This window comes from Novosphingobium meiothermophilum (assembly GCF_003171715.1).
Classification (GTDB): domain Bacteria; phylum Pseudomonadota; class Alphaproteobacteria; order Sphingomonadales; family Sphingomonadaceae; genus Novosphingobium; species Novosphingobium meiothermophilum.
Genome location: NZ_QGHL01000004.1, coordinates 536423 through 561004, shown reverse-complemented (window position 1 = coordinate 561004; position 24582 = coordinate 536423). Strand labels below are relative to the sequence as shown.

Here is a 24582-nt window from a genome sequence, read left to right as displayed (position 1 = left end):
GTTCTGCCCAATGAGATGGCATAGAGCAGGCAATATGCCTATAATTTTCGCCAGAATGATAATGGAGAAGGACAATGAGCGCAGCAGAAAGGCAACTTGACCAGTTTGATCGCAGGATCATTGATCTGCTGGTGCGCGATGGGCGAATGGCGGTGACGGAACTGGCCGAAAAGGTCGGTCTTTCGAAGACGCCATGTCAGGTGCGGCTGAAGCGGCTGATCGATGATGGCGTGATCCGGGGCTTTCGCGCCGTGGTGGACATGGCGCGGCTGGGGCTGGAGCATGTGGCCTTTACCGAGGTGAAGCTTTCGGACACGCGCGAGCAGGCGCTGGCAGAGTTCAACCGCGGCGTGATGGCCATTCCGGAAATCGAGGAAGCCCACATGATCGCGGGCAACTTCGATTACCTGCTGAAAGTGCGCACGGCCGACATTCGCCGGTTCCGCATGGTTCTGGGGGAGAAGATATCAACCCTGCCCCATGTGGCGAACACCAGCACTTTCGTGGTGATGGAGCCGGTCAAGGAACAGTCGGCGCGGGCGTGACGGCGGGTGCGGCAGCGGGCTTCAGGAAACCTTTGACTTCGAGCCAGCGCAGCATGAGGGCGGGCCACTGCGAGGTGGTGCTGGCCGGGCTGCCCAGACCATAACCGTGACCGCCGGATTCGAAGAGGTGAAACTCGATGGACTTGCCCGCCTTGCGGTAGCTGTCGATGAGCGCTGTCTGACCCCCGGCCATGGGGATCAGAAAATCGTCGGCGGCAATGGCCACGAACATCGGTGGGGCATTTTCGGGCACATTCATGCTGTGCATTCCGGGGTAGATCGGCGCGGCGAAGGCAGGCATGTCTGCCCCGGCCTTTTCCACCACGGTGCGGGTGAGAAATCCGCCGGCCGAAAAGCCCATGAAGCCGATGCGAGCCGGATCGATGCCGTAGCTGGCCGCATTTGCGCGGACATGACGTAGTGCAGCAAGGCCATCGGCAAGCGCATCGGGCGGTGTGTCGGCGGGCGGGGAGAAGGGGGTCTTCTCTCCGCGCATCACACGGCCAATGATGTCGACGAACTCGGCCTGCGAGGGCGGTGTCGGCAGGGTGCGATATTTCAGGACAAAGGTGGCAATACCCCTGTTGGCAAACCAGCGGGCGACGTCCCAGCCTTCCTTTTCGATGGCCAGCCCCAAAAAGCCGCCGCCCGGCGCGATGATCACCGCAGCGCCGGTTCCGGGGCCGACCGGCAGAACCGGCGTGAGCGTGGGCCGGGTGACATTGCGCACGGCAACCTTGCCACCTTCCAGATGCCACACTTCGCGTTGGGGCGTGGATGTCGGCACCGGAAGCGCAATCGCACCGGTCTGGTTCGGGGTGGCAATGGTCTCGCGGCTGAGAGCAGGGCCATCCTGCCCCGATGCAGGCTGTGCGATCAGCGCAAGCGACAGGGCGAGAGTGGCCATCAGGGCGACTGGCTTCATGGCGCGGCGTGTTCCGGCATTCTGGCTGAACATCAGGCTTGTCCCGGTTCAGGCTGCTGCGGCGTGACGATGAACCAGGTGATGAGGGCAACAGCCATGCCGATCGCCCCGGCGATCACGAACGCGCCCTGCATCGTGCCACTGATCGTGCGGGCAAGGCTGACGAGCAGGGGCGAGGCGAACTGGCCGAGGAAGAATGCGGATGTCCAAACGCCCATCCCGCGCCCCCGGTGTTCGAAGGGCAGATAGCTTTGCGCCCAGGCGATCAGCGTGGGCACGGCCATGCCTGCGCCGGTCTGCTGCAGGGCCATGCCTGCAACCATGCCCTTCCAGTCAGTCGCCATGCCAATCACGCCCAGGCCCGATCCGAGAAGAAGCAGGAATACCGCAAGCTGAACGCGCGGTCCGAAGCGGGTGGTGGCCCAGAAGATCACTGCCCCGACGATGACGAACATGCTGGGGATGGTGGTGAGGCGGCCGATTTCAGCCGGATCGGATACGCCCAGTTCCTTCCACACCATCCCGCCGTTGATGATGAAGACGTAGTACAGAATGCCGCCCAGCAGCGTGACCGTGCCGAACAGAAGTACGCCTGCCCATGGGAAGGGGGTGCTGGCGCTGGCCCCGATGCCGAGCATCTTGCGCGCGGTCTCATCGTTTTCCGGCTCGTAGATGAAGGCGAGCATGGCGGCGAAGACGGCAAAACCTACCGCATAGATCAGGAAAACCGCGTTCCAGCTTATCGCGGCGAGATAGCCAGAGGTGAAGATGACCGCGCTGCCGAAGAACGGGCCGAGCACGCCCTGAAGCGTCAGCCAACGGCGGCGTCCGGCCTCGTTCCAGTAATCGCCGATCAGGGTGTTGACCGTGGTGAGGATGGCCGCCTCTGCCACGCCCAGCAGGAGCCGCGAGGCGTAGATCTGGTCAAGGTCATCGAGGAACATCGGCATCAGGCCGACAAAGCCGTAGAGCGCGGTGGAGGCGAGCAGCAGTTTGCGCCGGCCAAAGCGATCGACCATCAAGCCTGCAAACAGCGCAAGGATTGCCACGGTCAATCCCGGCGCGGAAACCATGGCGGGAACCTTGGTCAGGGCCGAAGGATCATCGGCAAAATGCGCGATCATGGCGGGAACGGCCGGGAACATCGAGACGATGGCAATGATCGGCAGGAAGCCCGTGAGGACGATTGTGAGGCCCTGCGCAACGCCCGGCTGGCGCCCTGATCCGGCAGAGACGATGGCGGAATCAGTCATGGAAACTCTCCCCGCGTGCCCTGACACAGGCAGTTCACGCGCCCATTATTAGAACCAACATTCTTAATTGGTATCAAGCGCCGGGCAAGCTGAGTCAAGCTAATCCGTTGCATGGCCCATCATCAATTTTGCAAATGAAAGGGCATAAAAATTACTTGCTTGGTGAATTGAAGGTGCGAACGTAAGCATCACCAGCGAAAATCAACCTTGTACGAGAGGGCTTGCCAACCGTTGCGGCGGTGGCGGAGCATTGCCATGAAGAAACTGGATATCCTGATCATCGGTGCTGGCATCGGCGGGCTTTCGGCGGCCATCGCGTTGTGCCGCAAGGGGTTTGCCGTTACCGCGATAGAGCGCGATCCGACCTGGTCGGTCTATGGTGTGGGCATCATTCAGCAGTCGAACGTGCTGCGCGCGATGGACCAGCTTTGCGTGCTGGACAGCTTCATGGATGCAGCCTGCGGCTTCGACGCGGTAGAGATTTTCACCCCTGATGGCACCAAGGTGGCGCGGGTTCCCTCGCCGCGACTGGTGGAGGGGCGTCCGGCCAACGTCGGCATAGGTCGCCGGGCCTTGCAGAAGGTGCTGGGCGATAATGCCAAAGCCCTGGGCACCGAACTGCGGCTGGGCGTGACGGCCGAGGCCATCGAGGACGATGGCGCGAAGGTCCATGTGCGCTTTTCCGACGGGTCGAGCGGCAGCTATGATCTGGTGATCGGCGCTGACGGGGTCTATTCGCAGACGCGCGAAATGATCCTGCCGGAGGCTGGAAAGCCGCAGTTTACCGGCCAATCGGTGTGGCGCTACAACTTCCCGCGCGCCGAAGGGCTGGATGCGCTTCAGGTCTATAACGGGCCGACCGGTGTTGGCCTCGTGCCGATGAGCGCGGACCTGATGTACATGTATGTGACAACGCCGGAACCGGACAATCCGCGCTATCCCAAGGAAGGCCTTGCGGCGGCGATGCGGGCCAAGCTGGTCAACTGTTCGGCGCAGATCCGCGAACTGGCAGAGCAGATCACCGACGATGACGGCGTGGTCTATCGCCCGCTGGAAGGGATGCTGGTGCGCGGCGACTGGAGCAAGGGCCGCGTTGGCCTGTTGGGCGATGCGGTTCATGCCACGACGCCGCATCTTGGCCAGGGCGCAGGCATGGCGATCGAAGACGGGATCGTGCTGGCCGAGGAACTGGAGCGCAGCGACGACGTGGAGGCCGCACTCAGGGCCTACCGTGACCGCCGCTTCGAACGCTGCCGCTACATCGTGGAGAGCAGTCTGGCCATCTGCATGGGGCAGCTTGGCAAGGCGCCGCCCGTCGACAACCACAAGGCCACTGCCGAGATGTTCGCAGTGGTCTCGCAACCGATCTGATGCTGTCCGTTTCCATGACGGGCACGTCAATTCAAGCATTCTGAATCAAGACCATAGGGATGACCACCATGAGCCGCGTGACCGAGATTCGCTATGTCGGGTATGGCGTGAAAGAGTTCGACGCCGAGAAGGCCTATTACCGCGATTTCTGGGGGCTGGAACCGGTGGGCGAGACTCATGGCATGGCGTGGTTCAAGGCGCAGGGTCATGACGAGCATCACGTGGTCCAGCTTCGCAAGGCGGACGAAAACCGCATCGATGTGATCGCGCTGGCGGCCGACAGCCGCGCAGACGTGGATACGCTTTGCGCGCGGGTGAAGGACGCCGGGTGCAAGGTAGTGAGCGAGCCTGCCGAACTGGCATCGCCGGGCGGCGGATACGGCTTCCGCTTCTTCTCGCCAGACGGGATGCTGTTCGAGATTTCCAGCGATGTGGCCAAGGGCGCCAAGCGCGACCTGGCGCGCTGGGAGGGCGTGCCGGTGAAGATCAGCCACATCGTGCTGCACAGCCCCGATCATCAGGCGCTGGTGAAGTTCTTCTGCGACGTTCTGGGCTTCAAGATTTCCGATTGGCTGGGCGACTTCATGTGCTTCCTGCGCTGCAATTCGGCGCATCACCGCATTGCCATCCTGCCCGGACCGCCGTGCCTCAACCATGTGGCTTACGACATGCTGAGCGTGGACGACATGATGCGCGGCATCCATCGCATGAAGATCAAGGGCGTGGACATTGGCTGGGGGCCGGGTCGGCACACCGCAGGCAACAACACCTTCAGCTATTTCGTCACGCCGGGCGGCTTCACGACCGAATATACCTCGGAACTCGAAGAGGTCGATTTCGAGACCCACCAGTACAAGGTGCACACGCCCGCTCCGATGGTCATGGATCAGTGGGGCATCGGCACTGGCGGGCCGCAGACCCTGCCGCATCCCGCAGCGAATCCGGGCCTGTTCCAGACCCCCGAACTTGCAGTCGAGGGCTGAGGCATGGCGCTTTACGAACCGTTCCCGAACTATATCTGGAACCTCTCGGTTTCCATCGCGATGGAAAGCGGTGGGCTGATCGGCGAAATCGTCGACATGTGCCAGCCGATCATCGAAGCGGCGGCCAATGGGGGCGATGCAGGAACCCCGGTGTTCATGAAGCAGTGGTCGGCCTTTGGCGACAAGCTGATCGAACTGGCCGCCGAGGACGAGGCCAAGGGGCGACTGTTCTCTGCTTCGAACAAGCTGGAGCGTGCAGCGCTTTACCTGCTGGTGGCCGAGCGCATGCAGGGCCATGGCGCACCGGGACGCAAGGAGACCTATGCCAGGGCGCTGGATGCCTTTGCAAAGTCCACCGCTTTCGGACAGATCAACCGCGAACGGGTGGAAATCCCGCTGAGCACGGGCACGATGCCTGCGCTCTATACCCGCGCTGCGGGGCCGGGGCCGCATCCGGTGGTGGTTTATTGCAATGGTCTCGATAGCTGCAAGGAACTCCTTTACTGGAGCCGCCTGCCCGAAGCGCTGGCGCGGCGCGGCGTTTCCACGCTCTGCGTCGATCAGCCCGGTTCAGGCGAAGCGCTGAGGCTTCAGGGCCTGCCGGTCGATCCGCATTCGGAAAACTGGGCAAGCAAGGCGGTGGACTGGCTGGAACAGCAGCCCGACGTGGACCCCAGCCGCATCGGCATGACCGGGATTTCGCTGGGCGGGCACTTTGCGCCGCGCGCGGTCGCCTATGAGCCGCGTTTCGCATCGGGCGCGGTGTGGGGTGCGAACCACAACTGGCGCGAGGTGCAGGACAAGCGCCTGAAGCGCGAAGGCGAAAACCCCGTTCCGCATTACTGGGCGCACGTCATGTGGGCTTTCGGCGCCAAGGACATGGACGACTTCATGGCGAAGTCGACCGACATGAACCTCAACGGACACATGGACCGGATCAAGGTGCCCTTCCTGGTGACGCACGGGGCGCATGATCGGCAGATCAGCGTTTCCTATGCCGACGACCTCTATGACCAGCTGATCAATTCGCCGCGCCGGGAGAAGGTGATCTTCACCGCACGCGAAGGCGGGGTCGAGCACGTGGGCGCCGACAACATGTCCTACGGGCGTGATCTCATTGCCGACTGGTTCGCCGAGACGCTGGGGGGGCGCACTGCCTAGATGGAGGCGAGTGCCTACATTCGCCGGGAAACCCTGATCAGCATTGCTGTCAACGTGGTGTTGAGTGCGGGCTTCTTTCTGGCGGTGTTCGGGCTGCGCGGACCCGTGCCTGTTTGGGGCAGCGGGGGTTATGTGCTCGATTTCGGGCCGCAGGGCTTCATGATCGGATTGATGGCTACGCTGGTGCCCGGCCTGCTGGCGCGCAAGGCGCGGACAGCGGGCAAGGTCATGGCCATGGACGGGGCATCGGCCTTGCCCGGCGCGATTGCCGTTCGCGCAATCCTGTGCGGCTTGATCGGAGCAGCAGTGGGTGTTGCAGCTTCGGCAATTCCGCTCCGGGCCATCGCCGTGCCTGCTCTTGACTGGTTGACGGCCCTGATTGCCAAATTGCTGTTTGGTGCCATGCTTGCCTTCACCGTCACGCCCGCTGGCCTTCGTGCTGAACTGATAAAGCGCTGAAGCCGCGCGAGAGAGGAATGACATGACTCGCCGTTTTGTTGATCTTTCGATCTATCTTGAAAACGAGGTGATTACCGATCCGCCGTTCATGCGGCCGAAGATCGAATACCAGAAGCATGGCGAGACGCTGCCGGAACTGGGATTCTTCTTTCCGGGTGTGACCGCCGAAGACACGCCCGACAGCGCAGGCTTTGCCGCGGTCGAGAACGTGACGCTGACCACGCACAACGGCACCCATCTGGATGCCCCGTGGCACTTCCACCCGACGATGAACGGCGGCGAGCGGGCCATCACCATCGACGAAGTGCCGCTTGAGTGGTGCTTCCAGCCGGGTGTGAAGCTGGACTTCCGGCACTTTCCCGATGGTTACGTTGTTACCGCGCAGGACGTGGAAGACGAACTGAAGCGGATTGGGCACGAACTGAAGCCGCTGGAAATCGTGCTGGTGAACACGGCCGCAGGCATGGCGGTAGGCAACCCGAACTATGTGAGCATTGGCTGCGGCATGGGCTATGAGGCGACGATGTATCTGACATCGCGCGGGGTGCGCGTGACCGGCACCGATGCCTGGAGCTGGGACGCGCCGTTTGTCCACACGGCCGAAAAGGTCAAGGAAACCGGCGATACATCGCTGATCTGGGAAGGGCACAAGGCCGGGCGCGACATTGGCTATTGCCACCTGGAAAAGCTGCACAACCTTGAGGTTCTGCCGCCCAGCGGATTTACCGTGAGCTGCTTCCCGCACAAGATCAGGGGCGCCTCTGCGGGCTGGACGCGCGCTGTGGCGATCTTCGAGGAGTGATCGCTTCCAGGTCCTGCGGCGCCACTTCGCGCCACTCGCCCGGAGCGAGGCCGGCAAGTGTCCATGGCCCGATCTGCCAGCGGACGAGGCGCAGCGTGGGGTGGCCGACGGCTGCGGTCATCCGCCGGACCTGACGGTTGCGGCCTTCGCGGATGGTGAGGCGCAGCCAGCTGTCCGGCACGGTCTTGCGCACACGGATGGGCGGATCGCGCGGCCAGAGCGCGGGGTCTGCGATCTGTTCCACCTTTGCGGGCAGGCTCATCCCGTCCCTGAGGCGAACGCCGCTGCGCAGCGCATCGAGCGCGGCGGTATCAGGCACGCCTTCGACCTGAACGAGATAGGTCTTTGGCAGCTTGTGGCGCGGATCGGCGATGCGGGCCTGAAGGGCGCCATCGTCGGTCAGGAGCAGGAGGCCCTCGCTGTCATGATCGAGGCGGCCTGCGGGATAGACGCCGGGTTGCCGGATGAAGGCGGCAAGCGTGGGGCGGGGCGGCCCGGTGCGTTCATCGGTGAACTGGCACAGGACGCCGTAGGGCTTGTTGAACGCGATGAGAGCCATGGCCCCGCTTAGGCGGGCTTGCCCTGTGCGGCAATTGCCCGGCGGAAGGCGGGACGCTGTTCAAGGCGGGCGAAGTAGGCGCGCATGGTATCGGACACGAACTCTTCCAGCCCGACCGACAGGGCAAGCATCAGGGCGTAGCCCACGGAAATGTCGGCCATCGTGAAGCGATCCGCCGCGGCATAATGCGGTCCCATCATGGTTTCGGCATTGCGCAGGCGCGAGCCGAACCATTCGGCATAGTCGCGCGCGATTTCGGGGCGGCGCTCTTCGGGACGGGCAAAGACCGCGTAACGCAGGTGGATGGTCTGCGGGAAGGTGAGCGTGGCCTCGCCCATCACGAGAAAGTTGAGATAGGCGGCATAGCCATTCTCGTGCGGAGCCACGGCAAGATCGGTGGGGCCGTATTTCGTAGCGAGATAGTGCGGGATTGCCACGCTTTCGGTGAGGCGCAGGTCATCGTCGAACAGAACGGGGATGGTGCCCAGCGGATTGAGATCATGCATCCCCTCGTGCCGCTTGCGCGGGGGGAAGGGCAGCACATGGAGCGCATAGGGCAGGCCCATCTCTTCAAGCGCCCAGAGCGCACGGAACGAGCGGGCATTGTGGCAGTGATAGAGCGTGAGCATGGGCGCAAGCATGGTGGCCCAAGGGGTTGTTGCGCAAGCACCAGTTCCTGACGATTGAGCGCGGCCGGACGAAATGTATCCGGCAACAGTTCGATACGCTCACGAAAAGCCGGGTTCAGCCTGAGCGGTCCATATCGCGCGCCGGGCCGTTACTTACATCAGGGAGAATAAGCGATGCGTCTGCCTTCTGTGCTGCTGGTGCCTGCACTGGCTCTTGGTCTGGCGCATCCCGCCGCGGCGCAGAGCGCGCCGGACCGGCCCGCGCCGGGTGCGCCGCCTGCTGGGCAGATGCCGCCCCAGCCGCAGGGCTGGACCATGACGGTGGGGGTTGCGCCGGTATTCGGCATGGCATGGCAGGGATCGAAGGATACCGCGCTTTCGATCTTTCCGGACCTGCGCATCAACTACAAGGACACGCTGTTTCTATCGGTGCAGGATGGCCTTGGCTGGAATGCGGTGAATCGCGACGGCTGGAAGGCCGGGCCGATCGTGCGTTCGCGCTTCGGGCGAAACGAGGACGATGGCGGATCACCGTTTCTGGTGGCTGGTGGCAGCGATGCCCTGCGCGGCATGGGCGACATCGGCATTGCTGGTGAAGCCGGTGCATTCGTGGAAAAGCGTTTCGGCGCGAAGCGGCAGTGGCGCGCACGGGCCGAAGTGCGGCAGGGATTTGGCGCGCATGAAGGCCTGGTGGGCGATGTGCTGATCAATTACTCTGGCCGCGAGGGCAAGCTGCTCTATTCCTTCGGGCCGCGTGCAACCTTTGCCACGGCGGATTACATGCAGACCTATTTCGGGGTGGATGCGGCGCAATCGGCAAGGACTGGCCTTGGGGTTTCGCGCCCTGATGGCGGGCTTGTTTCGGTGGGGTTGGGGGCAAACCTGATCCGCCCGCTGGACCGGCGGCGCGCGGTGGCGCTGTTTGCCGGGGTGGACCGGCTGGGCGGAGCGCCGGCGGGCAGTTCTCTGATCCGCGAACGTGGCCAGCGGATGCAGTATGCCGTGGGGCTGGGCTATTCGTTCCGCTTCGGTCTGTGATCCGGCGCGGACTGACCGCCATGCCTGAGGTCAGTTTATCGTGATGACCCCATCGACGGCGCGCCATTCCTGCGGGCCTATCAGGTGCCTGTGGGCAATGCGGACGGAGTGGATGGCGGCTTCGATTTCGCGCCGCCAGTGATCGAGAAAGCCGTTCAGGCGCGGAAAGCGCGGGGCGAGATCATACTGCTGGAACGCGAACATCTGAAGCAGGCTGGGGTGATCGGGCAGGTAATAGTGGATCTGGATGGTGGTAAGGCCATAGCCTTCCATCTGGAGGCGGATGTCTTCGTTCCCGATCACGCGTTCCATACTTTTCCTTCCTTCGTCCGGAAGGAGCATCGGCCGTGAGGAGCGCGATGCTCCAACCCATGCAGAACGTCTGAATGACAACGCTAATGTGACGAGGAAACCTGAAAAGGCGCTTAACCGTCAAGAGGGGCGAATGGCGTATGGTCCGTTCAGGATGAAGTTACAGCAGAAACCTGTTCGCACCTGGCCCTGGTGCCCGCGCTTTCATCGCCCTTGCCGAGCAGGCTGACCGCGAGGAAGCCGCCCACGACGAGCACGACGAAGCCGACGGTGACGAGGCCGAGATACCTGTCGATGAAGCGCTTGATCCGCGCGCCGAACAGACGGAAGAGCACGCCCACGATCATGAAGCTGATCGAACGGCTGACGAGGCTGGCCACGATGAAGGGCACCAGGGGCATGGCGATGAAGCCCGCGGTGATCGTGAGCAGCTTGAACGGGATGGGCGTGGCGCCCTTGGCGATGATGATGGCAACCCCGGTCTCGCGCAGGTAGCAGGCGGCCTTGGGGAAACTTTCGGTGAGGCCAAGCGCGGCGAGGAGCTGCGTGCCGACGGTATCGTAGAGTCCATAGCCGATGGCATAGCCGAGCAGGCCGCCCATGACCGAGGCCAGCGTGGCAATGGCCGCAAAGCGCACCGCCTTTTTCGGTTCGGCGAGGCACATCAGGCCCAGCAGCGGATGCGGCGGGACGGGAAAGAAGCTCGCCTCCATGAACGCGAACAAGCCCAGCCACCAACCGGCATGGGGATGCGCGGCCTTGGCCATGGTCCAGTTGTAGAGGCGGCGAAGCATCGGCGTTCCTGCGATTATTGCGGCGCAGCGTTTAGGGGAGAGCACGGGAAAGCGCCAGTCAGTTTGCGATTAACCGGATTGGCACTTTTCTGTTGACATTCGCGCGTTCTTTCGGTACATAACAGGAACATCGCGAAGAGACGAGTCGCCGCACTCAATGCGCGGCCGCAGGCGCGGTGCAATTCACGAAGACCCAATTTCTGGAAGGATGGTCAGCATGGCCAAGCCGACTGTGCAGCGGCGCGCGAAGACTTTGCGCGCAAGGGTGGGTGCTGCGCCACAGGCGCAGCCAGCAAGAACGGGCAAGCCATGGAAGGCCGGGTTTCTGGCGGTGCTTGCGGAAACGTCGAATGTTTCGGCGGCGGCAGCCGCCGCAGGGGTGACGCCTTCGCGCGTTTACAAGGAGAAGCGCAGCGATGCCGATTTCGCGGCGCGCTGGCGAGAGGCTCTTTGCGAGGGTTACGATCTGCTGGAGATCGAGGTTCTGCACCGGCTGCGCTTTGGCGAGCCGAAGGAGGGCGGCGCGAAGTTCGACAATGCCACCGCGCTGCGTCTGCTTTCGCAGCACCGCGAGACCGTGGCGCGCGAGCGGGCCATCCGCGAGAACGCCGACGTTGAGGTGGTGCGCCGGTCGATCCATGCCAAGCTGCTGGCGATCCGCGACGAAGTGCTCCGGCAGCGGCAGACGCACGCAGCGGAAGCCTGTGCGGATGCGTGAGCGCTGCCAGCTGGGGTGGGTTCCTGATGCCAGCGCGGAACAGATCAGCGCCTTCGTGCAAGGACTGGAAGAACGGGAGATCATCGAATGGCCTTATGACTGGCGCACCTGGGCCAGGGCCAGCCAACTGGCGCCGCAGGGCGACTGGCGGGTGTGGCTGGTGCTGGCCGGGCGCGGGTTCGGCAAGACGCGGCTGGGCGCGGAATGGGTGCGCGGCATTGCCGAAAGCCAGCCAGATGCGCGCATTGCGCTGGTGGGCGCATCGCTGCACGAAGCGCGCAGCGTGATGGTGGAGGGTGAAAGCGGGCTGCTTTCAATCGGTGCGCCATGGCGGCGGCCCGTGTTCGAAAGTTCGATGCGGCGGCTGGTCTGGCCGAATGGCGCGCAGGCTTTCCTCTATTCCGCGGGCGAGCCGGAAGCCCTGCGCGGGGCGCAGCACAGCCATGCCTGGTGCGACGAGATTGCCAAGTGGCAGAGCGCATCGAACCGGGCCATGGCCGCTTGGGACAACCTGCTGATGGGCCTGAGGCTGGGCGGCGATCCGCGCGTGGTGGCAACCACGACGCCGCGCGCGGTGCCGCTGGTGATGCGCCTTCTGGCAGGCGACGAAGATGTGGCCGTGACGCGCGGCTGCACCTTTGACAACGCGGCAAACCTGCCCGCGCGTTTCATCGAGGCCATGCGCCGCAATTATGGCGGATCGGCGCTGGGGCGGCAGGAACTGCTGGGTGAACTGATCGAGGATGTGGCGGGCGCCCTGTGGACCCGCGGCCTGATCGAGGCCGCGCGCGAGGAGGCAAGCGCCGCCATGACGCGCGTGGTGATTGGCGTGGACCCGCCGACGAGCGCACATGGCGATGCCTGCGGGATCGTGGTCTGCGGCATTGGCGATGACCGGATCGGGCGGGTTCTGGCCGACTGTTCGATAGAGCAAGCCAGCCCCGAACGCTGGGCGGCGGCCGTGGCGAATGCGGCGCGCGCATGGTCGGCCGACCGGGTGGTGGCCGAGGCGAACCAGGGCGGCGAGATGGTGCGCGCGGTGCTGCGGGCAGCCGGGGCGCATCTGCCCTTGCGGCTTGTCCATGCCCGGCGCGGCAAGGCGGCGCGGGCCGAGCCGGTGGCGGCGCTCTATGAAGCCGGGCGGGTGCGGCACGTGGGCATGTTTGCACGGCTGGAGGACGAGCTGTGCGGCCTTATGCCGGGCGGCGAATATCGCGGTCCGGGGCGATCGCCCGACCGCGCCGATGCCTGCGTCTGGGCGCTGACCGAGCTTATGCTGGGGCAGCAGGCAGAGCCGCGCATCTGGTTCGACTAGGTTGCGCTTGCCGGTGGCGGGCTGACTTTTCCATTCTTGCGAAAGGGACATCATGTCGTTCTTTCAATCGCTTGCGGCTGCGTTCAAGGGCGAGGCGGTGACGCCGCGCGCACCGCTGGGGCGCAGTTTCATTTCCCCCTGGATTGCCGCTGCCGACTGGCGCGGGGAGCCTTCGCGCCCGGAGTTCAGCCGGGGACCGAGCAACTATGCAGCGGCGGCGCGCGAAGCCTATCTGCGCAATCCGGTGGCGCAGCGCGCGGTGCGGATCGTGGCGGAGGGGGTTGGCTCTGCGCCGGTCAGGGCATCGCACCCCGAACTGCTCGCGCTGGTGAGCGAGACAAGCGCCGGGCAGCCGCTGCTGGAGACGCTTGCGGCGCACCTTATGCTGCATGGCAATGCCTTTGTGCAGGTGCTGCGCGATGCCGAGGGCATCCCGGTGGAACTCTTCGCGCTGCGGCCTGAGCGGGTGACCGTGATCCCCGATGCGGCGGGATGGCCCGCTGCCTTCGCCTACAAGGTGGGCGAGAAGACAATGCGGATCGATGCCGTTGACGATCTTGGCCGGGCGAACCTTATCCATGTGAGGCATTTCCACCCTTCGGACGATCACTATGGCGCGGGCTGTCTGGAGGCGGCCGAGGAAGCCGTGGCAATTCATAACGCCGCGGCGCGGTGGAACCGGTCGCTGCTGGAGAATGCGGCGCGGCCTTCGGGCGCGCTGGTCTATGATCCGGGCGAGCCGGGTGCGGCGCTGACGGCGGACCAGTTCGAACGGATCAAGAGCGAACTGAGCGCGGCCTATTCGGGCATGGGCAATGCCGGGCGCCCCATGCTGCTGGAGGGCGGGCTGCGCTGGCAGGCACTGGCGCTGACGCCTGCGGACATGGACTTTGCCACGCTCAAGGCGGCCGCAGCACGCGACATTGCCCTGGCGTTTGGCGTGCCGCCGATGCTGCTGGGGATCCCCGGCGACAATACTTACGCCAACTATCGCGAGGCCAACCGCGCGCTCTGGCGGCTGACACTGCTGCCGGTGGCGGGCAAGATCCTGAGCGCGCTGGCCGAGGGGCTGCGCCCGTGGTTTGCCGGGGCCAGCCTGATCGTCGACTTTGACCGGGTGCCTGCGCTGGGCGAAGACCGCGAACGCCTTTGGGCGCAGGTGACGGCGGCCGATTTCCTGACGGGCGAGGAGAAGCGGGCGCTTCTGGGCATCGAACAGGTGCAGGCATGACCCGCGAGGACATGCTGGCACGGCTCATCGCGCAGGCCGGTGATGAGGGAACCGATCTTGTCACGCTGCGGGCCATTGTCGAGGAGGCATCGGACATGGGCGCGGTGCGGGCCCTGACCCGCATGGGGCTTGGCGATGATGATGCCCACAGCGATCTGGCGGAACTGCGCCAGCTTCTGGGGGCGTGGCGCGATGCCAAGGCGAGCGCGTGGAAGGCGGCCATCGGCTGGGTGGTGCGTGGCGTTCTGGCGCTGCTGCTGTTTGCCATCGCGGTGCGGCTGGGTTCGGCGGAGCTGGTGCGATGACGGGGCCGATCCGGTTTGCGGGCTATGCCGCGATCTTCCGCAAGCGTGACAGCGGCGGGGACACGATCATGCCGGGCGCCTTCAGGGGCAGTCTGGATCGGCGCCTTGCCCAGGGGTTGCGGCTTCCGCTGTTGTGGCAGCACCGGCCCGACCAGCAGATCGGCTGGATCGAAAGCGCAGGCGAGGATGAACGCGGCCTGCGCGTGGTGGCGCGGGTGGATGCCGCCGATTCCGCTCCTGCGAAGGCGTTGCGGCAGGGCGCGGTGGACGGGCTTTCGTTCGGATACCGCGTGCTTGACGGGCGCGCCCTGCCGGGCGGGCGCGAACTGAAGGCGGTTGAGATCATCGAAGTGAGCCTGGTGACGCGCCCCATGCAGCCGCTGGCGCGCGTGCATTACGTGGAAAGCGGCAAGGCGGCCGCAGCCGCCTGAGCCTTGACCGGCAGGACGGCAAGGCCCGGAGCAGCCCGATCCCGACATAATGGAAGTCCCCCTCAGGCCGACCTTTGCGGCGACCTGTTTCATGCAGAAAGGACGTTGAGCCACATGGAAAATCTTGACATCGAAACCAAGGCGGACGCGCTGAGCGCTTCGTTCGACATTGCCGCACGGCAGGAAACGCACGACGCCGCCATTGCCGCGCTGCGCAGCGAAGTGGAGGAAGTGAAGGGCCGTCTGGAGCGGTTCGGCCGGGCAGCAGTGCGGCCCATGCTTGACGGTGCGGCCGATGCGATGCGCGATGTTTCCGGCTTTATCGATGGCTATGTGCGTCATGGCCGCGAGACCGAGCTGAAGGCGCTTACCGGAACGACGGGTGCGGATGGCGGGTTTGCCGTTCCGCAGCAGATCGATACGCTGATTGCGCGCCGACTGACCGAAATCAGCCCTATCCGCGGCGTGGCAAGCGTGGTGCGCACCGGGACTTCGGGTTTTCGCCGCTTGATCTCGACCGGTGGTGCGGCGTCCGGGTGGGTCAGCGAGACGGGCGCACGGCCCGAAACCGACAGCCCGAAGCTGGCCGAGATCGTGCCGCCCAGCGGAGAACTTTATGCCAACCCTTCGGCCACGCAGGCCATGCTGGATGATGCGGCCTTTGACGTGGAAGGCTGGCTGGCCAATGAAATCGCGACCGAGTTTGCCCGCGCGGAAGGCGCTGCTTTCGTGAATGGCAGCGGGGTGAACCAGCCGCGCGGTTTCCTGAATGCGCCGACGAGTGCAGCGGGCGATGCGGCGCGCGCCTTTGGCAGCTTGCAGTTCATCGGATCGGGCCATGCAACTGGGTTTGATGCCGCCCCCGAACTGAAGCTGATCGATCTGGTGTTCCAGCTCAAGGCGCCGCTGCGGCAGGGCGCGGTCTGGGTAATGAACTCGGCCACGCTGGCGGTGATCCGCAAGCTCAGGACCGCCGATGGCGCGTTCCTGTGGCAGCCGGGCATGATCGAGGGGCAGCCCGATCGCCTGCTCGGCTATCCGGTGATCGAGGCAGAGGACATGCCGGATGTGGCCGCCAATGCCTGCCCGATCGCATTTGGCAACTTCCGTGCCGGATACCTGATTGCCGAGCGTCAGCAGACGACGATCCTGCGCGATCCCTATACCAACAAGCCCTATGTCCAGTTCTATGCCACGCGCCGTGTTGGCGGTCAGGTGATGGACAGCGACGCGATCAAGCTGCTGCGTATCGCAGCCTGATGGTGACGGCCTGCGGCCGCGCGGCGGCGCTGTCGCAGGCCGCCCTTTCCTTCCCATTGACCGGAGATTGCCATGATGCGGGCAATTGTTGCGCCGCCGGTGCTGGCTTCGGCGGCGCTGAGCGAACTCAAGGCCTGGCTGGGAATCAGCCGGTCAGCCGAAGATGCCGAACTGCTGGCGCTGCTGCGCAGCGCGCTGGACCTGTGCGAGGGCTTTACCGGCACGATGCCGCTGAACGCCGGATGCGAGGACGTGCTGGCCGCGAGCAGCGCATGGCAGACGCTGGGCGCGCGGCCGGTGCGCTCGATAACCGCCCTTGCCGCACTCGACCAGAGCGGCGGGCGCATTGCGCTGGCGGCGAGTGACTATGAACTGGACATCGACGCCGAGGGACGCGGGCGGATCAGGCTGTTGCGGCCGATCGAACAGCGCCGGGTGGCGGCGACATATGTGGCCGGTCTGGCCGAGGACTGGCCAGACCTGCCCGAAGCGATCCGGCAGGGCGTGATCCGGCTGGCTGCGCACCAGCACCGTGCGCGGGACGACGAGAAGAAGTCTGCCGCCTGGCCTCCTGCGGCAATCGCGGCGCTGTGGCGCCCCTGGCGGCGGATGCGGCTGGCATGATCGCGGCGCAGGCGCAGCAGATCGGGCCGCTGATGCAGCGGCTGGTCGAGAAGGCCGAGGCGCTGGCGAAGGCGCGGGCGGTGATGATGGCGCGGCGGCGCGATGCCCGGCGGTGGCGCAAGGCGGGCCTGCTCTGGCCGCTGTTTGGAGAGGACTAGCGCGATGGAAATCCCGTTTCGCAGTGTTCTGATTGACTGGCTGGCCAGCGATCCGGTTCTTTCCGGTGCGCTCAACGCCGTGGTTGAGGAAGCGCCCTTGCGCACCGCGCTGCCGTGGCTGGCGCTGACGGCGAGCGCAAGCAGCAACTGGGGCACCAAGACGCAGGCCGGGCGCGAGATCAGGGTGGCGCTGGAACTGAACTTTCGCAGCGACGATCCGCTGGGCGGCGCGGCGCTGGTGGCCGCGATCGAGGCGCGGGTGGAGGCGCTGCCCGCCGATCAATCTGCCGCCGGACTTCATGTGGCAAGCCTTGGCCTGCTGAAAGCGCGGGCCGAGCAGCGCGGCGAGGCGCTGCGCGCGGTGGTGCTGGAATACCGGGCGCGCGTGCTGGCCGCCTGAAACCCCGTTCATTCAAAGGAGAACCGACATGGCAGCCCAGAAGGGAAGCGCCTTTCTGCTGAAGATCAGCGATGGCGCGGCAGTGCCGACCTACAATACCGTGGCCGGCCTGCGCACGACGCAGATGTCGATCAATGGCGAGGCGGTGGTGATTACCAGCAAGGATTCAGGCGGCTGGCGCGAACTGCTTTCCGGAGCAGGGACGCGCTCGGTGACGGTCAGCGCGGCGGGGATCTTCCTGGGCAGCACCGCAGAAGCGCAGGTGCGCGGCCACGCGCTGGCGGGGACGATTGCCGACTATGAACTGTCGTTCGAGGGGGGCGAGAAGATGCGGGGCAGGTTCCTTGTCCAGCGGCTTGACTATTCGGGCGATTTCAATGGCGAGCGCAACTACACCATGACACTCGAAAGTTCGGGTCTGGTGGCGCAGGTCTGATGACGGGCGCGGCAAACCCGCACCGGGGCGAAGCGGTGCTTGTGATCGGCGGCCAGCCGCTGGTGCTGCGCCCGACATTCGGCGCGCTGGTGGCCGCCGAGGAGGAACTTGGCCCGCTGTTCGCGCTTGTCGAGAGGGCCAGTGCGGGGCAGCTCCGCCTTGGCGAGATGGTGGCCCTGTTCTGGCACACCCTGCGCGAGCGTGAGGGGCTGGAGCGCCCAGATTTTGCGGAGGCCGTGGCGCGTGAGGGGCTTGCCGCCTGCACTCCGGCGCTGCGCGCGCTGATCCTGCAAATCCTGAAGGGTGGCGGGTGAGCGGGCGGTTCGGCGCGGTGGCGGCGCGGCTTTCGGGCCATACCGCACTGCTGCTGGGCTGGACGCCAGACACGTTCTGGGCGGCAACGCCGGAAGAATTGACCACGATCATGATGGCTCTGCGCCCACCGGAAGGCGCGGCGGTGGACCGCAGCACAATCGACAGACTGATGGAGCAAGACCGTGGCGGATGAACTCGATACGCTGATGATCGACGTGCGCGCGAACACTTCGGGCTTTGCCGCCGACATTGCGCAGATGCGCGGCAGTTTCGATTCGATCCTGGTAGAAGGTTTCGGGCGGGCCGGGGATACGCTGGAACGCGGCCTGCTGAGCGCAATACGGCGCGGATCGCTGGGCTTCGAGGATCTGCGGCGGGTGGCGTTGAACGTGGTGGGCGACATTGCCGCGCAGGCAGTGAGTGCAGGGATCGGCGCGCTGGGCGGTGCGGGAGCAGCAGGGCAGCCGGGCGGGATCGGCGGCCTGCTTTCGGGGCTGATCGGATCGATCTTCGGCCTGCCGGGGCGGGCAACCGGCGGTCCGGTGGCGCCGGGGCGGGGATACCTGGTGGGGGAACGGGGGCCGGAACTTTTCGTTCCGACATCGGCCGGGCGCATCGAACCTTCGCCGGGCGCCGGGAAGGGACGAGATGTGAATGTCTCGATCCGCATTGTCAGCCCGCAAGGCAGCAGCCAGCCCGAAAGCCTGCGCCGTTCCGGCAGGCAGGTGGCGCAGGCCGTTCGCCGCGCGCTGAGCGATTTCTGACGGCGGGGAAAGACCATGGCATACTGGCTGGCCAAGCACCGCACGGTGCAGCAGACCGACGTGATCCAGCGCTTCGATCCGCGCTTCTGGATGGTGAACTTTCCCCGCCCCGCCATGGCATCGGTGGTGACAACCGCGCCCGATGCGCTGCGGGTGGATGCGGTGTTCCGCAAGGCGGATGATCTAGTTGGCCTGATCTGGGAATCCGAAGACAAGTGGGACCATCCGCTTCTGGCCTACGATACCGACCGCGATTATTCGCGGCTGACGCTTTCGTTCCGCTGGCGATCGGGGGGTGTGCTGCCGCTGGATGCGGTGAACGGGCCGACACTGACCATCGAGGGGCGCGATGCGGCGGGCAATGCGCGGTCCTGGTATGTGCGGCTGTGGAACTATGCCGAAGGATCGCCCACCGATGCGCGGGTGACACTGCGGTTTTCAGCGCTGGACGGGGGCTTCATCCTGCCTGCCGAGGCGGACAGGGTGCATCCCGCAGACATCGACCGCATGTTCATTTCGCTGGTGGCGCCGGGATATGGTGCGGGCAATGCCGCGCCCTTCGCTGCTTCGGTGGCGGGCTGGGCCGAACTTTCCGACATGGTTTGCAGCGGACATCAGCCGATGCTGACCATCGGTGACGTGATGGTGCCGCCGCACGGGCTGGCCATGTGCACGGGATATGACGACGCCTACAATCTTGCTCCGGCGCGGCTGCTGCGCGAGATTCGCGGTCTGGGGTATCGCGGCAGCATCAACCACTACATCGGGATGAGCCACTTCTATGCGATGGGGCCCGACGGTGCTGACGGCTTCGTGGTCGATCCTGCCCTGCCCGCCATGAACCCTGCGGCCGAACGCTGGCACAAGGCATTCCTCGCCGAGGCGAAGGCGACGGGATACACGGTGATCGCATCGCAATCCTACGAACTGCTGGCGCAGAACTGCCCGCAGGAGTGGCAGCAACGGGCATGGAACGGCGATCCGGCATGGACCGGCTGGGAGCCTCCTTCGGCGCTGCTTTCGCCCGCCAATGCGCAAGCCATGGCATGGGTGCGCAAGGTGGGTGTGGCCCTCGTCCAGATGATGCAGGAAGCGGGGCTGCCTGTGCGGCATCAGGTGGGCGAACCCTGGTGGTGGGTCACGCACGACCGGCGCATCTGCATCTATGACGATGCGGCAAAGGCCGCGTTCGGCGGCAATCCGGTGCACATTCCCGATCTGGGGGCGAGCCTTTCCGGCGCGCAGAAGGCGCTGCTGGATCAGGCCGGGGCGATCCTTGCGCAATCGACGGCAGACCTTGCAGCTGCGGTCAGGGCGGCGGCGGGGCCGGAGGGGGCGGAAACCCTGCTGCTGGCGTTTCTGCCCACCGTTCTCGACCCGGTCACGCCTGAGGCCCTTCGCGCCAACCTTCCGCCGGGCTGGGCATCGCCTGCCTTCGATATACTCCAGCTTGAGGACTATGACTGGGTCACAACCGGCAAGGATGCCCTGCGCCGACAGGCGCGATCCCTTGCGGAGACGCGGCTGGGCTATCCGCGCGAGCGCCAGCATTACCTTTCGGGCTTTGTGCTGGCGGCGCAGAATGCGGCCGAGGAATGGGCGCATATCGATGCCGCTGCAAGCGAGGCGTTGGCGCTGGGGGTGGCGGAGACCTTCATCTGGGCGCTCCCCCAGGTTTCGCGCGACGGCTTTACCCGGATTCCCGACACGAGCGGAGGCGAGACGATGCAATCTTTCGACGAAGTCCTGTTCCCGCTGGCGCTGGGGCGGGATGCTTCGGTGACGCCGGAGTTTTCGACAAATGTGACGATCACGGCATCGGGCTTCGAACGGCGCAACAGTCTGTGGTCGGACGCGCGCCTGCGTTTTGACGTGGGGCCGGGGGTGAGATCGGAAGCCGAGCTTGGCGAACTCATCGCGTTCTTTCGTGCCCGGCGCGGGCAGGCGCGGGGGTTCCGCCTGCGTGATCCGTCCGACTTCAGTTCGAACGGCATGACTGGTGTGCCGACGCCAACCGATCAACTGCTGGGGATTGGCGATGGCGCGACATCGCGCTTTGCGCTGGTCAAGCATTATGGCGATGCCCCGGACGCGCAGCGCCGCCGCATCACGCGGCCGCGCGCCGAATCGCTGCGGGTCAGCGTCGCCGGTGTCGAGACGGGTGACTTCACGCTTGATCCGCTGGGCATGGTGGTGCTGGCAATTGCGCCGCCCGGTGGCGCAGAGGTTTGCGCGGGTTTCCTGTTCGACGTGCCCGTGCGCTTTGCCGAGGACCGGCTGGACATTTCCGGAGCGGAGTTCGCAGCGGGAGAGGCCCCAAGCGTGCCGCTGGTCGAGCTGCGGGAGGACGCATGAGCCGGGCGTGGTTCAGCCAGCCGCTGGAGACCGTGGCGGTATGGTGGCGGATCGAACGGTGCGACGGTGTGGCGCTGGGACTGACCAGCCATGACCGCGATCTGGTGTTCGCGGGCCTGCGTCACCGCACGGCGCCCGGCATGGTGCCATCGGCCGTGCGCCGTTCGGCAACGCTGGAGCCGGATAGCGCCGAGGTGGCAGGGGCGATCAGCCATGACGCGATCAGCGAGGCGGACCTAGCGGCGGGGCGGTTTGACGGTGCGCGCGTTTCGATGGGGCTGGTGGACTGGGAAACGCTGGAGAGCGAAAGCCTGTTCGCCGGAACCATTGGCGCAGTCACGAGCGAAGGCGGGCGGTTTTCTGCGGAACTGGCATCGATCAAGCAGAAGCTGGCTGTCGATCTCGTTCCGAGAACGTCGCCGACCTGCCGGGCAGAGTTCTGCGGAAAGGGATGCACGCTTTCGGCCGCAAGGTTCATGCACGAGGTCATGCTGTCTGCCGTGAGTGCGGATCGCCAGTGGGTGCAGGTTGATGGGCCTGCGGCACAGGATCTTGCCTTTGGCTGGATTCGCATGATCGATGGCAGCGATGCCGGCATTACCCTGCGCGTGCAGGCGGTGAGTGACGGCTGGCTGGTGCTGGACCGTCCGCTCGGCGAGGATTGCGGGCCGGGGGACCGGCTGCTGGTTCGCGAGGGGTGCGACCAGACCCTTGCCACATGTTCCGCAAGGTTTGGCAATGCGGTGAACTTTCAGGGCGAACCGTTTCTGCCGGGCAACGATCTGCTCACCCGCTACCCGGCTCCATCGGCATGAATGCGGCCCTTGCGGAGGCAGCCCTCGAACTGGTTGGCGTGCCCTTCCGGCTGCATGGGCGCGACCCGGCATCTGGCCTTGATTGCGTTGGGGTGGTGGCGGAAGCCCTGCGCAGAACGGGACGCACTGTTTGCACGCCTGAAGGCTACGCCTTGCGGGCTTCATCGGTTGCGCGGTTTCTGACCTGTGCCGACCAGAGCGGGCTGGAGCGGATCGATGCGGAGGGCGATGTGCTCTTGTGCATGGCCAACCCGATACAGCCACATCTGCTCGTCGCGGTGCCGGACGGCTTTGTTCATGCCCATGCCTCGCTTGGCCGTGTGGCCTTCATGCCGCCGCCGCTGGAGTGGCCGGTGATTGTGCAATGGCGTCTGACGTGACGGATTGAGGGAGTTTTCATGGCAACACTGATCCTGTCAGCCGTTGGCACAGTATTTGGTGGACCGCTGGGCGGAGCCTTGGGGGCGCTGATCGGACAGCAGTTCGATGCAGCGCTGATCGGACGGCGCAAGGTGGAAGGACCAAGGCTCAAGGAGCTTTCGGTGCAGACTTCCAGCTATGGTTCGCCGCTGCCGCTCCATTTCGGCACGGTGCGCGCCTCCGGCAGTGTGATCTGGGCCACCGAACTGATCGAGCGCGCGGAGCGTTCGGGCGGCGGCAAGGGACGGCCTTCGGTGACAAGCTACAGCTACTCGGCCTCCTTCGCGGTGGCCGTTGCCAGCCGACCCATTGCGGGGATCGGGCGCATCTGGGCCGATGGCAATCTGCTGCGAGGGGGCGAAGGCGATCTGAAGGTTGCAGGCAAGCTGCGAATCCACACGGGTCATGGCGATCAGGCGCCCGATCCACTTCTGGTGCAGGCCGAAGGGCCCGCGCTGAACCCGGCCTATCGGCACACGGCCTATGCCGTGTTCGAAGATTTGGACCTCGCCGAGTTCGGCAACAGGCTGCCATCCCTGACATTCGAGATTATCGCCGATGCCTCTGGCGTGACGGCAGCCGATGTGTGCCGTGCCATCGACCCGATCGTTGAAAGCGCTGACCTTGAGGGCACTCCTATCACCGGCTTTTCGCTGGAGCGCGGCGGCGCCAGCGAAGCAATCGGGGTTCTGGGCGAAATTGTGCCGATGTCCTGCATCGTCCGGGATGCGCGGATCGTTCTGCAACGGGCCGAAGTGCCGCACGAACAGCCGCTGCCGGTCCTGCCCGAAGCCTGCGCCGGCGGCGACAGGGCTGAAGATGCTCTGACTTCGGGATGGACCCGCAAGCGCGAGGCCATGCCCGCGACGGCCCAGTGTGCGGTTCGCTATTATGACACTGCGCGCGACTATCAACCGGGATTGCAGCGCAGCGTTGGTCGCCACGTGCGCGGCGACGTGGCGGTGATTGAAATGCCAGTGGTGATGACGGCCGACGAGGCGGCAGGCGTTGCCAATCGTGCGGCTCTGCGCAGAACGCGGGCGCGCGACACCTTGCGCTACCGGATTTCCGAAATCGACCAGCGGTTTGCGGCTGGTGCTTTGGTGCGCACGACGGTTGCCGGCGGGATCTGGCGCGTGGAAGAGTGGGAATGGCTGGCCGATGGCGTGCTGCTGGATCTGGTTTCGGTGCCGGTCGACCTGCCAATGGGGCAGCCCGGCGATCCCGGCCGGGCCAATGTGCCGCTGGACGTGCCGGTCCCACCTACGCAGGCGGTTGCGCTGGAACTTCCCTGGAATGGACATGGCGATGCCAATCAGACGATCGTTCGGGCAGCGGCCACGGCATCGACAGCCGGATGGCGCGGTGCAGCGCTATATGCACGCCAGCCCGACGAGGCACTGCTGCCGCTTGGTTCGACCGGGCGCAGCCGCGCGGTCATGGGCAGGATTCCAGAAAGCCTGCCAGCCGCATCTCCGCTGATCTTCGACAGGCGCAACAGCTTGCTGGTGGAACTGGCCGGACCCGATCTGATGCTCGACAATGCCACATGGGCGCAGCTGATGCAGGGTGCCAATCTGGCGCTCATCGGAAACGAGCTTGTCCAGTTTGCCACGGCGGAAAGGGTTGGCGGCAGGACATGGAAGCTGCGTGGCTTCCTGCGGGGGCGCGGGGGCACTGAAGATGCAACGTCGAGCCATCTGGCCGGCGAACCGTTCGTTCTTATCGATGATCGCCTCACGGTGCTTGATCCAGCCCTGATTGGTGGAAGTGCTCCGGCCATGCTGGCGGCGATCGGTCTGGGCGATGCCGACGCCGTGACCAGTCGGGTCATCAATGCGGGGCTTTCCTTGCGGCCGCTGTCACCCGTTCACGGCAAGGCGACGATCAAGCCGGATGGTGGCCTTGAGCTGACATGGACCAGACGGGCGCGTGGCAGCTGGGCATGGCTCGACCTTGTTGACGTGCCGTTGAACGAACCGCAGGAATCATGGGAGGTGCGGTTCGGTGCGTCCGGTCAGACTGTCGCTTTCTGGACGAGTTCGGCCCCGCAATTACGGCTTGATGCCGCGACCTTTGCCGGGATCACTGCCGAGGCGCCATCGGGCATGTTCGAAGTCCGGCAGATTGGTCGCAGTTCACTGTCCGCACCGCTGCTGGTTCCCCTGCCTGCCTGATTGCACAAGACTTGGAGGTTTCATCTC

General features: G+C 65.2%; 30 protein-coding genes. 24 read left to right on the top strand and 6 right to left on the bottom strand.

Annotation, left to right across the window (positions count from 1 at the left end; translation table 11 throughout):
• The first annotated feature begins 74 nt into the window (after positions 1 to 74).
• Entirely contained in the window at positions 75 to 545 is a 471-nt protein-coding gene (locus DKM43_RS03085) for an Lrp/AsnC family transcriptional regulator (protein ID WP_109796972.1), read from the top strand.
• On the opposite strand, the gene DKM43_RS03080 is transcribed toward DKM43_RS03085, so the two are convergent.
• Positions 520 to 1452, bottom strand: a complete 933-nt coding sequence (locus tag DKM43_RS03080; protein WP_109797074.1) for an alpha/beta hydrolase — start codon at positions 1450 to 1452, stop codon at positions 520 to 522. The genes DKM43_RS03085 and DKM43_RS03080 overlap by 26 nt on opposite strands.
• Positions 1453 to 1502: 50 nt before the next feature.
• A complete protein-coding gene (locus DKM43_RS03075; RefSeq protein WP_109796971.1) occupies positions 1503 to 2723 on the bottom strand; it encodes an MFS transporter in 1221 nt (406 codons plus the stop codon).
• Positions 2724 to 2978: 255 nt separating this feature from the next.
• Between DKM43_RS03075 and DKM43_RS03070 the strand changes: the two genes are divergently transcribed.
• The 5 genes from DKM43_RS03070 (at position 2979) to DKM43_RS03050 (ending at position 7499) form a co-directional block, all read left to right on the top strand.
• The gene (locus DKM43_RS03070) at positions 2979 to 4094 is read left to right on the top strand and encodes an FAD-dependent oxidoreductase (protein WP_109796970.1); all 1116 of its coding nucleotides are present in this window, start codon (positions 2979 to 2981) and stop codon (positions 4092 to 4094) included.
• A 68-nt stretch (positions 4095 to 4162) separates the two neighbouring features.
• Complete coding sequence (locus tag DKM43_RS03065; protein WP_109797073.1) at positions 4163 to 5077, top strand: VOC family protein; 915 nt, start codon at positions 4163 to 4165, stop codon at positions 5075 to 5077.
• A 3-nt stretch (positions 5078 to 5080) separates the two neighbouring features.
• Complete coding sequence (locus DKM43_RS03060) at positions 5081 to 6238, top strand: alpha/beta hydrolase family protein (protein WP_109796969.1); 1158 nt, start codon at positions 5081 to 5083, stop codon at positions 6236 to 6238.
• Positions 6239 to 6697 (top strand): hypothetical protein, encoded by a 459-nt coding sequence (locus DKM43_RS03055; protein WP_109796968.1) that lies wholly within the window; start codon positions 6239 to 6241, stop codon positions 6695 to 6697.
• Positions 6698 to 6719: 22 nt separating this feature from the next.
• On the top strand, positions 6720 to 7499 hold the full coding sequence (locus tag DKM43_RS03050; protein ID WP_109796967.1) for a cyclase family protein: 780 nt from the start codon (positions 6720 to 6722) through the stop codon (positions 7497 to 7499).
• Here the strand turns inward: DKM43_RS03050 and DKM43_RS03045 are convergent.
• Positions 7447 to 8058: a pseudouridine synthase gene (locus DKM43_RS03045; protein ID WP_109796966.1), complete on the bottom strand. Its 612-nt coding sequence runs from the start codon at positions 8056 to 8058 to the stop codon at positions 7447 to 7449. The two genes, DKM43_RS03050 and DKM43_RS03045, sit on opposite strands and share 53 nt — an antisense overlap.
• Before the next feature lie 8 nt (positions 8059 to 8066).
• Positions 8067 to 8687: a glutathione S-transferase family protein gene (locus DKM43_RS03040; protein WP_109797072.1), complete on the bottom strand. Its 621-nt coding sequence runs from the start codon at positions 8685 to 8687 to the stop codon at positions 8067 to 8069.
• A gap of 174 nt (positions 8688 to 8861) precedes the next feature.
• Here DKM43_RS03040 and DKM43_RS03035 point away from each other — a divergent pair, with 174 nt between their 5' ends.
• A complete protein-coding gene (locus DKM43_RS03035) occupies positions 8862 to 9725 on the top strand; it encodes a MipA/OmpV family protein (protein ID WP_109796965.1) in 864 nt (287 codons plus the stop codon).
• A 30-nt stretch (positions 9726 to 9755) separates the two neighbouring features.
• On the opposite strand, the gene DKM43_RS03030 is transcribed toward DKM43_RS03035, so the two are convergent.
• Together DKM43_RS03030 and DKM43_RS03025 are read right to left on the bottom strand one after the other, a co-directional pair.
• Positions 9756 to 10037: an usg protein gene (locus DKM43_RS03030; RefSeq protein ID WP_109796964.1), complete on the bottom strand. Its 282-nt coding sequence runs from the start codon at positions 10035 to 10037 to the stop codon at positions 9756 to 9758.
• Between the two features lie 149 nt (positions 10038 to 10186).
• A complete protein-coding gene (locus DKM43_RS03025; protein WP_109796963.1) occupies positions 10187 to 10831 on the bottom strand; it encodes a YqaA family protein in 645 nt (214 codons plus the stop codon).
• Between the two features lie 217 nt (positions 10832 to 11048).
• Here DKM43_RS03025 and DKM43_RS03020 point away from each other — a divergent pair, with 217 nt between their 5' ends.
• The 17 genes from DKM43_RS03020 to DKM43_RS02940 all read left to right on the top strand — a co-directional run bounded on the left by DKM43_RS03020 (position 11049) and on the right by DKM43_RS02940 (position 24555).
• The gene (locus DKM43_RS03020; protein ID WP_109797071.1) at positions 11049 to 11549 is read left to right on the top strand and encodes a hypothetical protein; all 501 of its coding nucleotides are present in this window, start codon (positions 11049 to 11051) and stop codon (positions 11547 to 11549) included.
• Positions 11542 to 12864: a DNA-packaging protein gene (locus DKM43_RS03015; RefSeq protein ID WP_109796962.1), complete on the top strand. Its 1323-nt coding sequence runs from the start codon at positions 11542 to 11544 to the stop codon at positions 12862 to 12864. Before DKM43_RS03020 ends, DKM43_RS03015 begins: the two co-directional genes overlap by 8 nt.
• A gap of 52 nt (positions 12865 to 12916) precedes the next feature.
• Entirely contained in the window at positions 12917 to 14095 is a 1179-nt protein-coding gene (locus DKM43_RS03010) for a phage portal protein (RefSeq protein WP_109796961.1), read from the top strand.
• Entirely contained in the window at positions 14092 to 14400 is a 309-nt protein-coding gene (locus DKM43_RS03005) for a DUF6127 family protein (RefSeq protein WP_109796960.1), read from the top strand. Before DKM43_RS03010 ends, DKM43_RS03005 begins: the two co-directional genes overlap by 4 nt.
• On the top strand, positions 14397 to 14831 hold the full coding sequence (locus DKM43_RS03000) for an HK97 family phage prohead protease (protein WP_109796959.1): 435 nt from the start codon (positions 14397 to 14399) through the stop codon (positions 14829 to 14831). Before DKM43_RS03005 ends, DKM43_RS03000 begins: the two co-directional genes overlap by 4 nt.
• Positions 14832 to 14945: 114 nt before the next feature.
• On the top strand, positions 14946 to 16091 hold the full coding sequence (locus DKM43_RS02995; RefSeq protein ID WP_109796958.1) for a phage major capsid protein: 1146 nt from the start codon (positions 14946 to 14948) through the stop codon (positions 16089 to 16091).
• Between the two features lie 72 nt (positions 16092 to 16163).
• The gene (locus DKM43_RS02990; RefSeq protein WP_109796957.1) at positions 16164 to 16715 is read left to right on the top strand and encodes a head-tail connector protein; all 552 of its coding nucleotides are present in this window, start codon (positions 16164 to 16166) and stop codon (positions 16713 to 16715) included.
• The gene (locus DKM43_RS16440) at positions 16712 to 16873 is read left to right on the top strand and encodes a hypothetical protein (RefSeq protein ID WP_161554024.1); all 162 of its coding nucleotides are present in this window, start codon (positions 16712 to 16714) and stop codon (positions 16871 to 16873) included. Before DKM43_RS02990 ends, DKM43_RS16440 begins: the two co-directional genes overlap by 4 nt.
• A gap of 4 nt (positions 16874 to 16877) precedes the next feature.
• Positions 16878 to 17273 (top strand): DUF3168 domain-containing protein, encoded by a 396-nt coding sequence (locus tag DKM43_RS02980; RefSeq protein ID WP_109796955.1) that lies wholly within the window; start codon positions 16878 to 16880, stop codon positions 17271 to 17273.
• Positions 17274 to 17301: 28 nt separating this feature from the next.
• A complete protein-coding gene (locus tag DKM43_RS02975) occupies positions 17302 to 17709 on the top strand; it encodes a phage major tail protein, TP901-1 family (protein ID WP_109796954.1) in 408 nt (135 codons plus the stop codon).
• The gene (locus tag DKM43_RS02970) at positions 17709 to 18023 is read left to right on the top strand and encodes a gene transfer agent family protein (protein ID WP_201739754.1); all 315 of its coding nucleotides are present in this window, start codon (positions 17709 to 17711) and stop codon (positions 18021 to 18023) included. The genes DKM43_RS02975 and DKM43_RS02970 overlap by 1 nt, the downstream gene beginning before the upstream one ends.
• Positions 18020 to 18217 carry a phage tail assembly chaperone gene (locus DKM43_RS02965; RefSeq protein WP_236632344.1) on the top strand — a complete coding sequence of 66 codons (198 nt, stop codon included), beginning with the start codon at positions 18020 to 18022 and terminating at the stop codon, positions 18215 to 18217. Before DKM43_RS02970 ends, DKM43_RS02965 begins: the two co-directional genes overlap by 4 nt.
• Positions 18207 to 18788: a tail tape measure protein gene (locus DKM43_RS02960; RefSeq protein ID WP_109796952.1), complete on the top strand. Its 582-nt coding sequence runs from the start codon at positions 18207 to 18209 to the stop codon at positions 18786 to 18788. Before DKM43_RS02965 ends, DKM43_RS02960 begins: the two co-directional genes overlap by 11 nt.
• Positions 18789 to 18803: 15 nt before the next feature.
• The gene (locus tag DKM43_RS02955; RefSeq protein WP_109796951.1) at positions 18804 to 21143 is read left to right on the top strand and encodes a DUF2460 domain-containing protein; all 2340 of its coding nucleotides are present in this window, start codon (positions 18804 to 18806) and stop codon (positions 21141 to 21143) included.
• Positions 21140 to 21958: a DUF2163 domain-containing protein gene (locus tag DKM43_RS02950; RefSeq protein ID WP_109796950.1), complete on the top strand. Its 819-nt coding sequence runs from the start codon at positions 21140 to 21142 to the stop codon at positions 21956 to 21958. The genes DKM43_RS02955 and DKM43_RS02950 overlap by 4 nt, the downstream gene beginning before the upstream one ends.
• On the top strand, positions 21955 to 22338 hold the full coding sequence (locus tag DKM43_RS02945) for a hypothetical protein (protein WP_109796949.1): 384 nt from the start codon (positions 21955 to 21957) through the stop codon (positions 22336 to 22338). Before DKM43_RS02950 ends, DKM43_RS02945 begins: the two co-directional genes overlap by 4 nt.
• Before the next feature lie 18 nt (positions 22339 to 22356).
• Positions 22357 to 24555 (top strand): GTA baseplate fiber-binding domain-containing protein, encoded by a 2199-nt coding sequence (locus DKM43_RS02940; protein ID WP_109796948.1) that lies wholly within the window; start codon positions 22357 to 22359, stop codon positions 24553 to 24555.
• Positions 24556 to 24582: the final 27 nt, after the last annotated feature.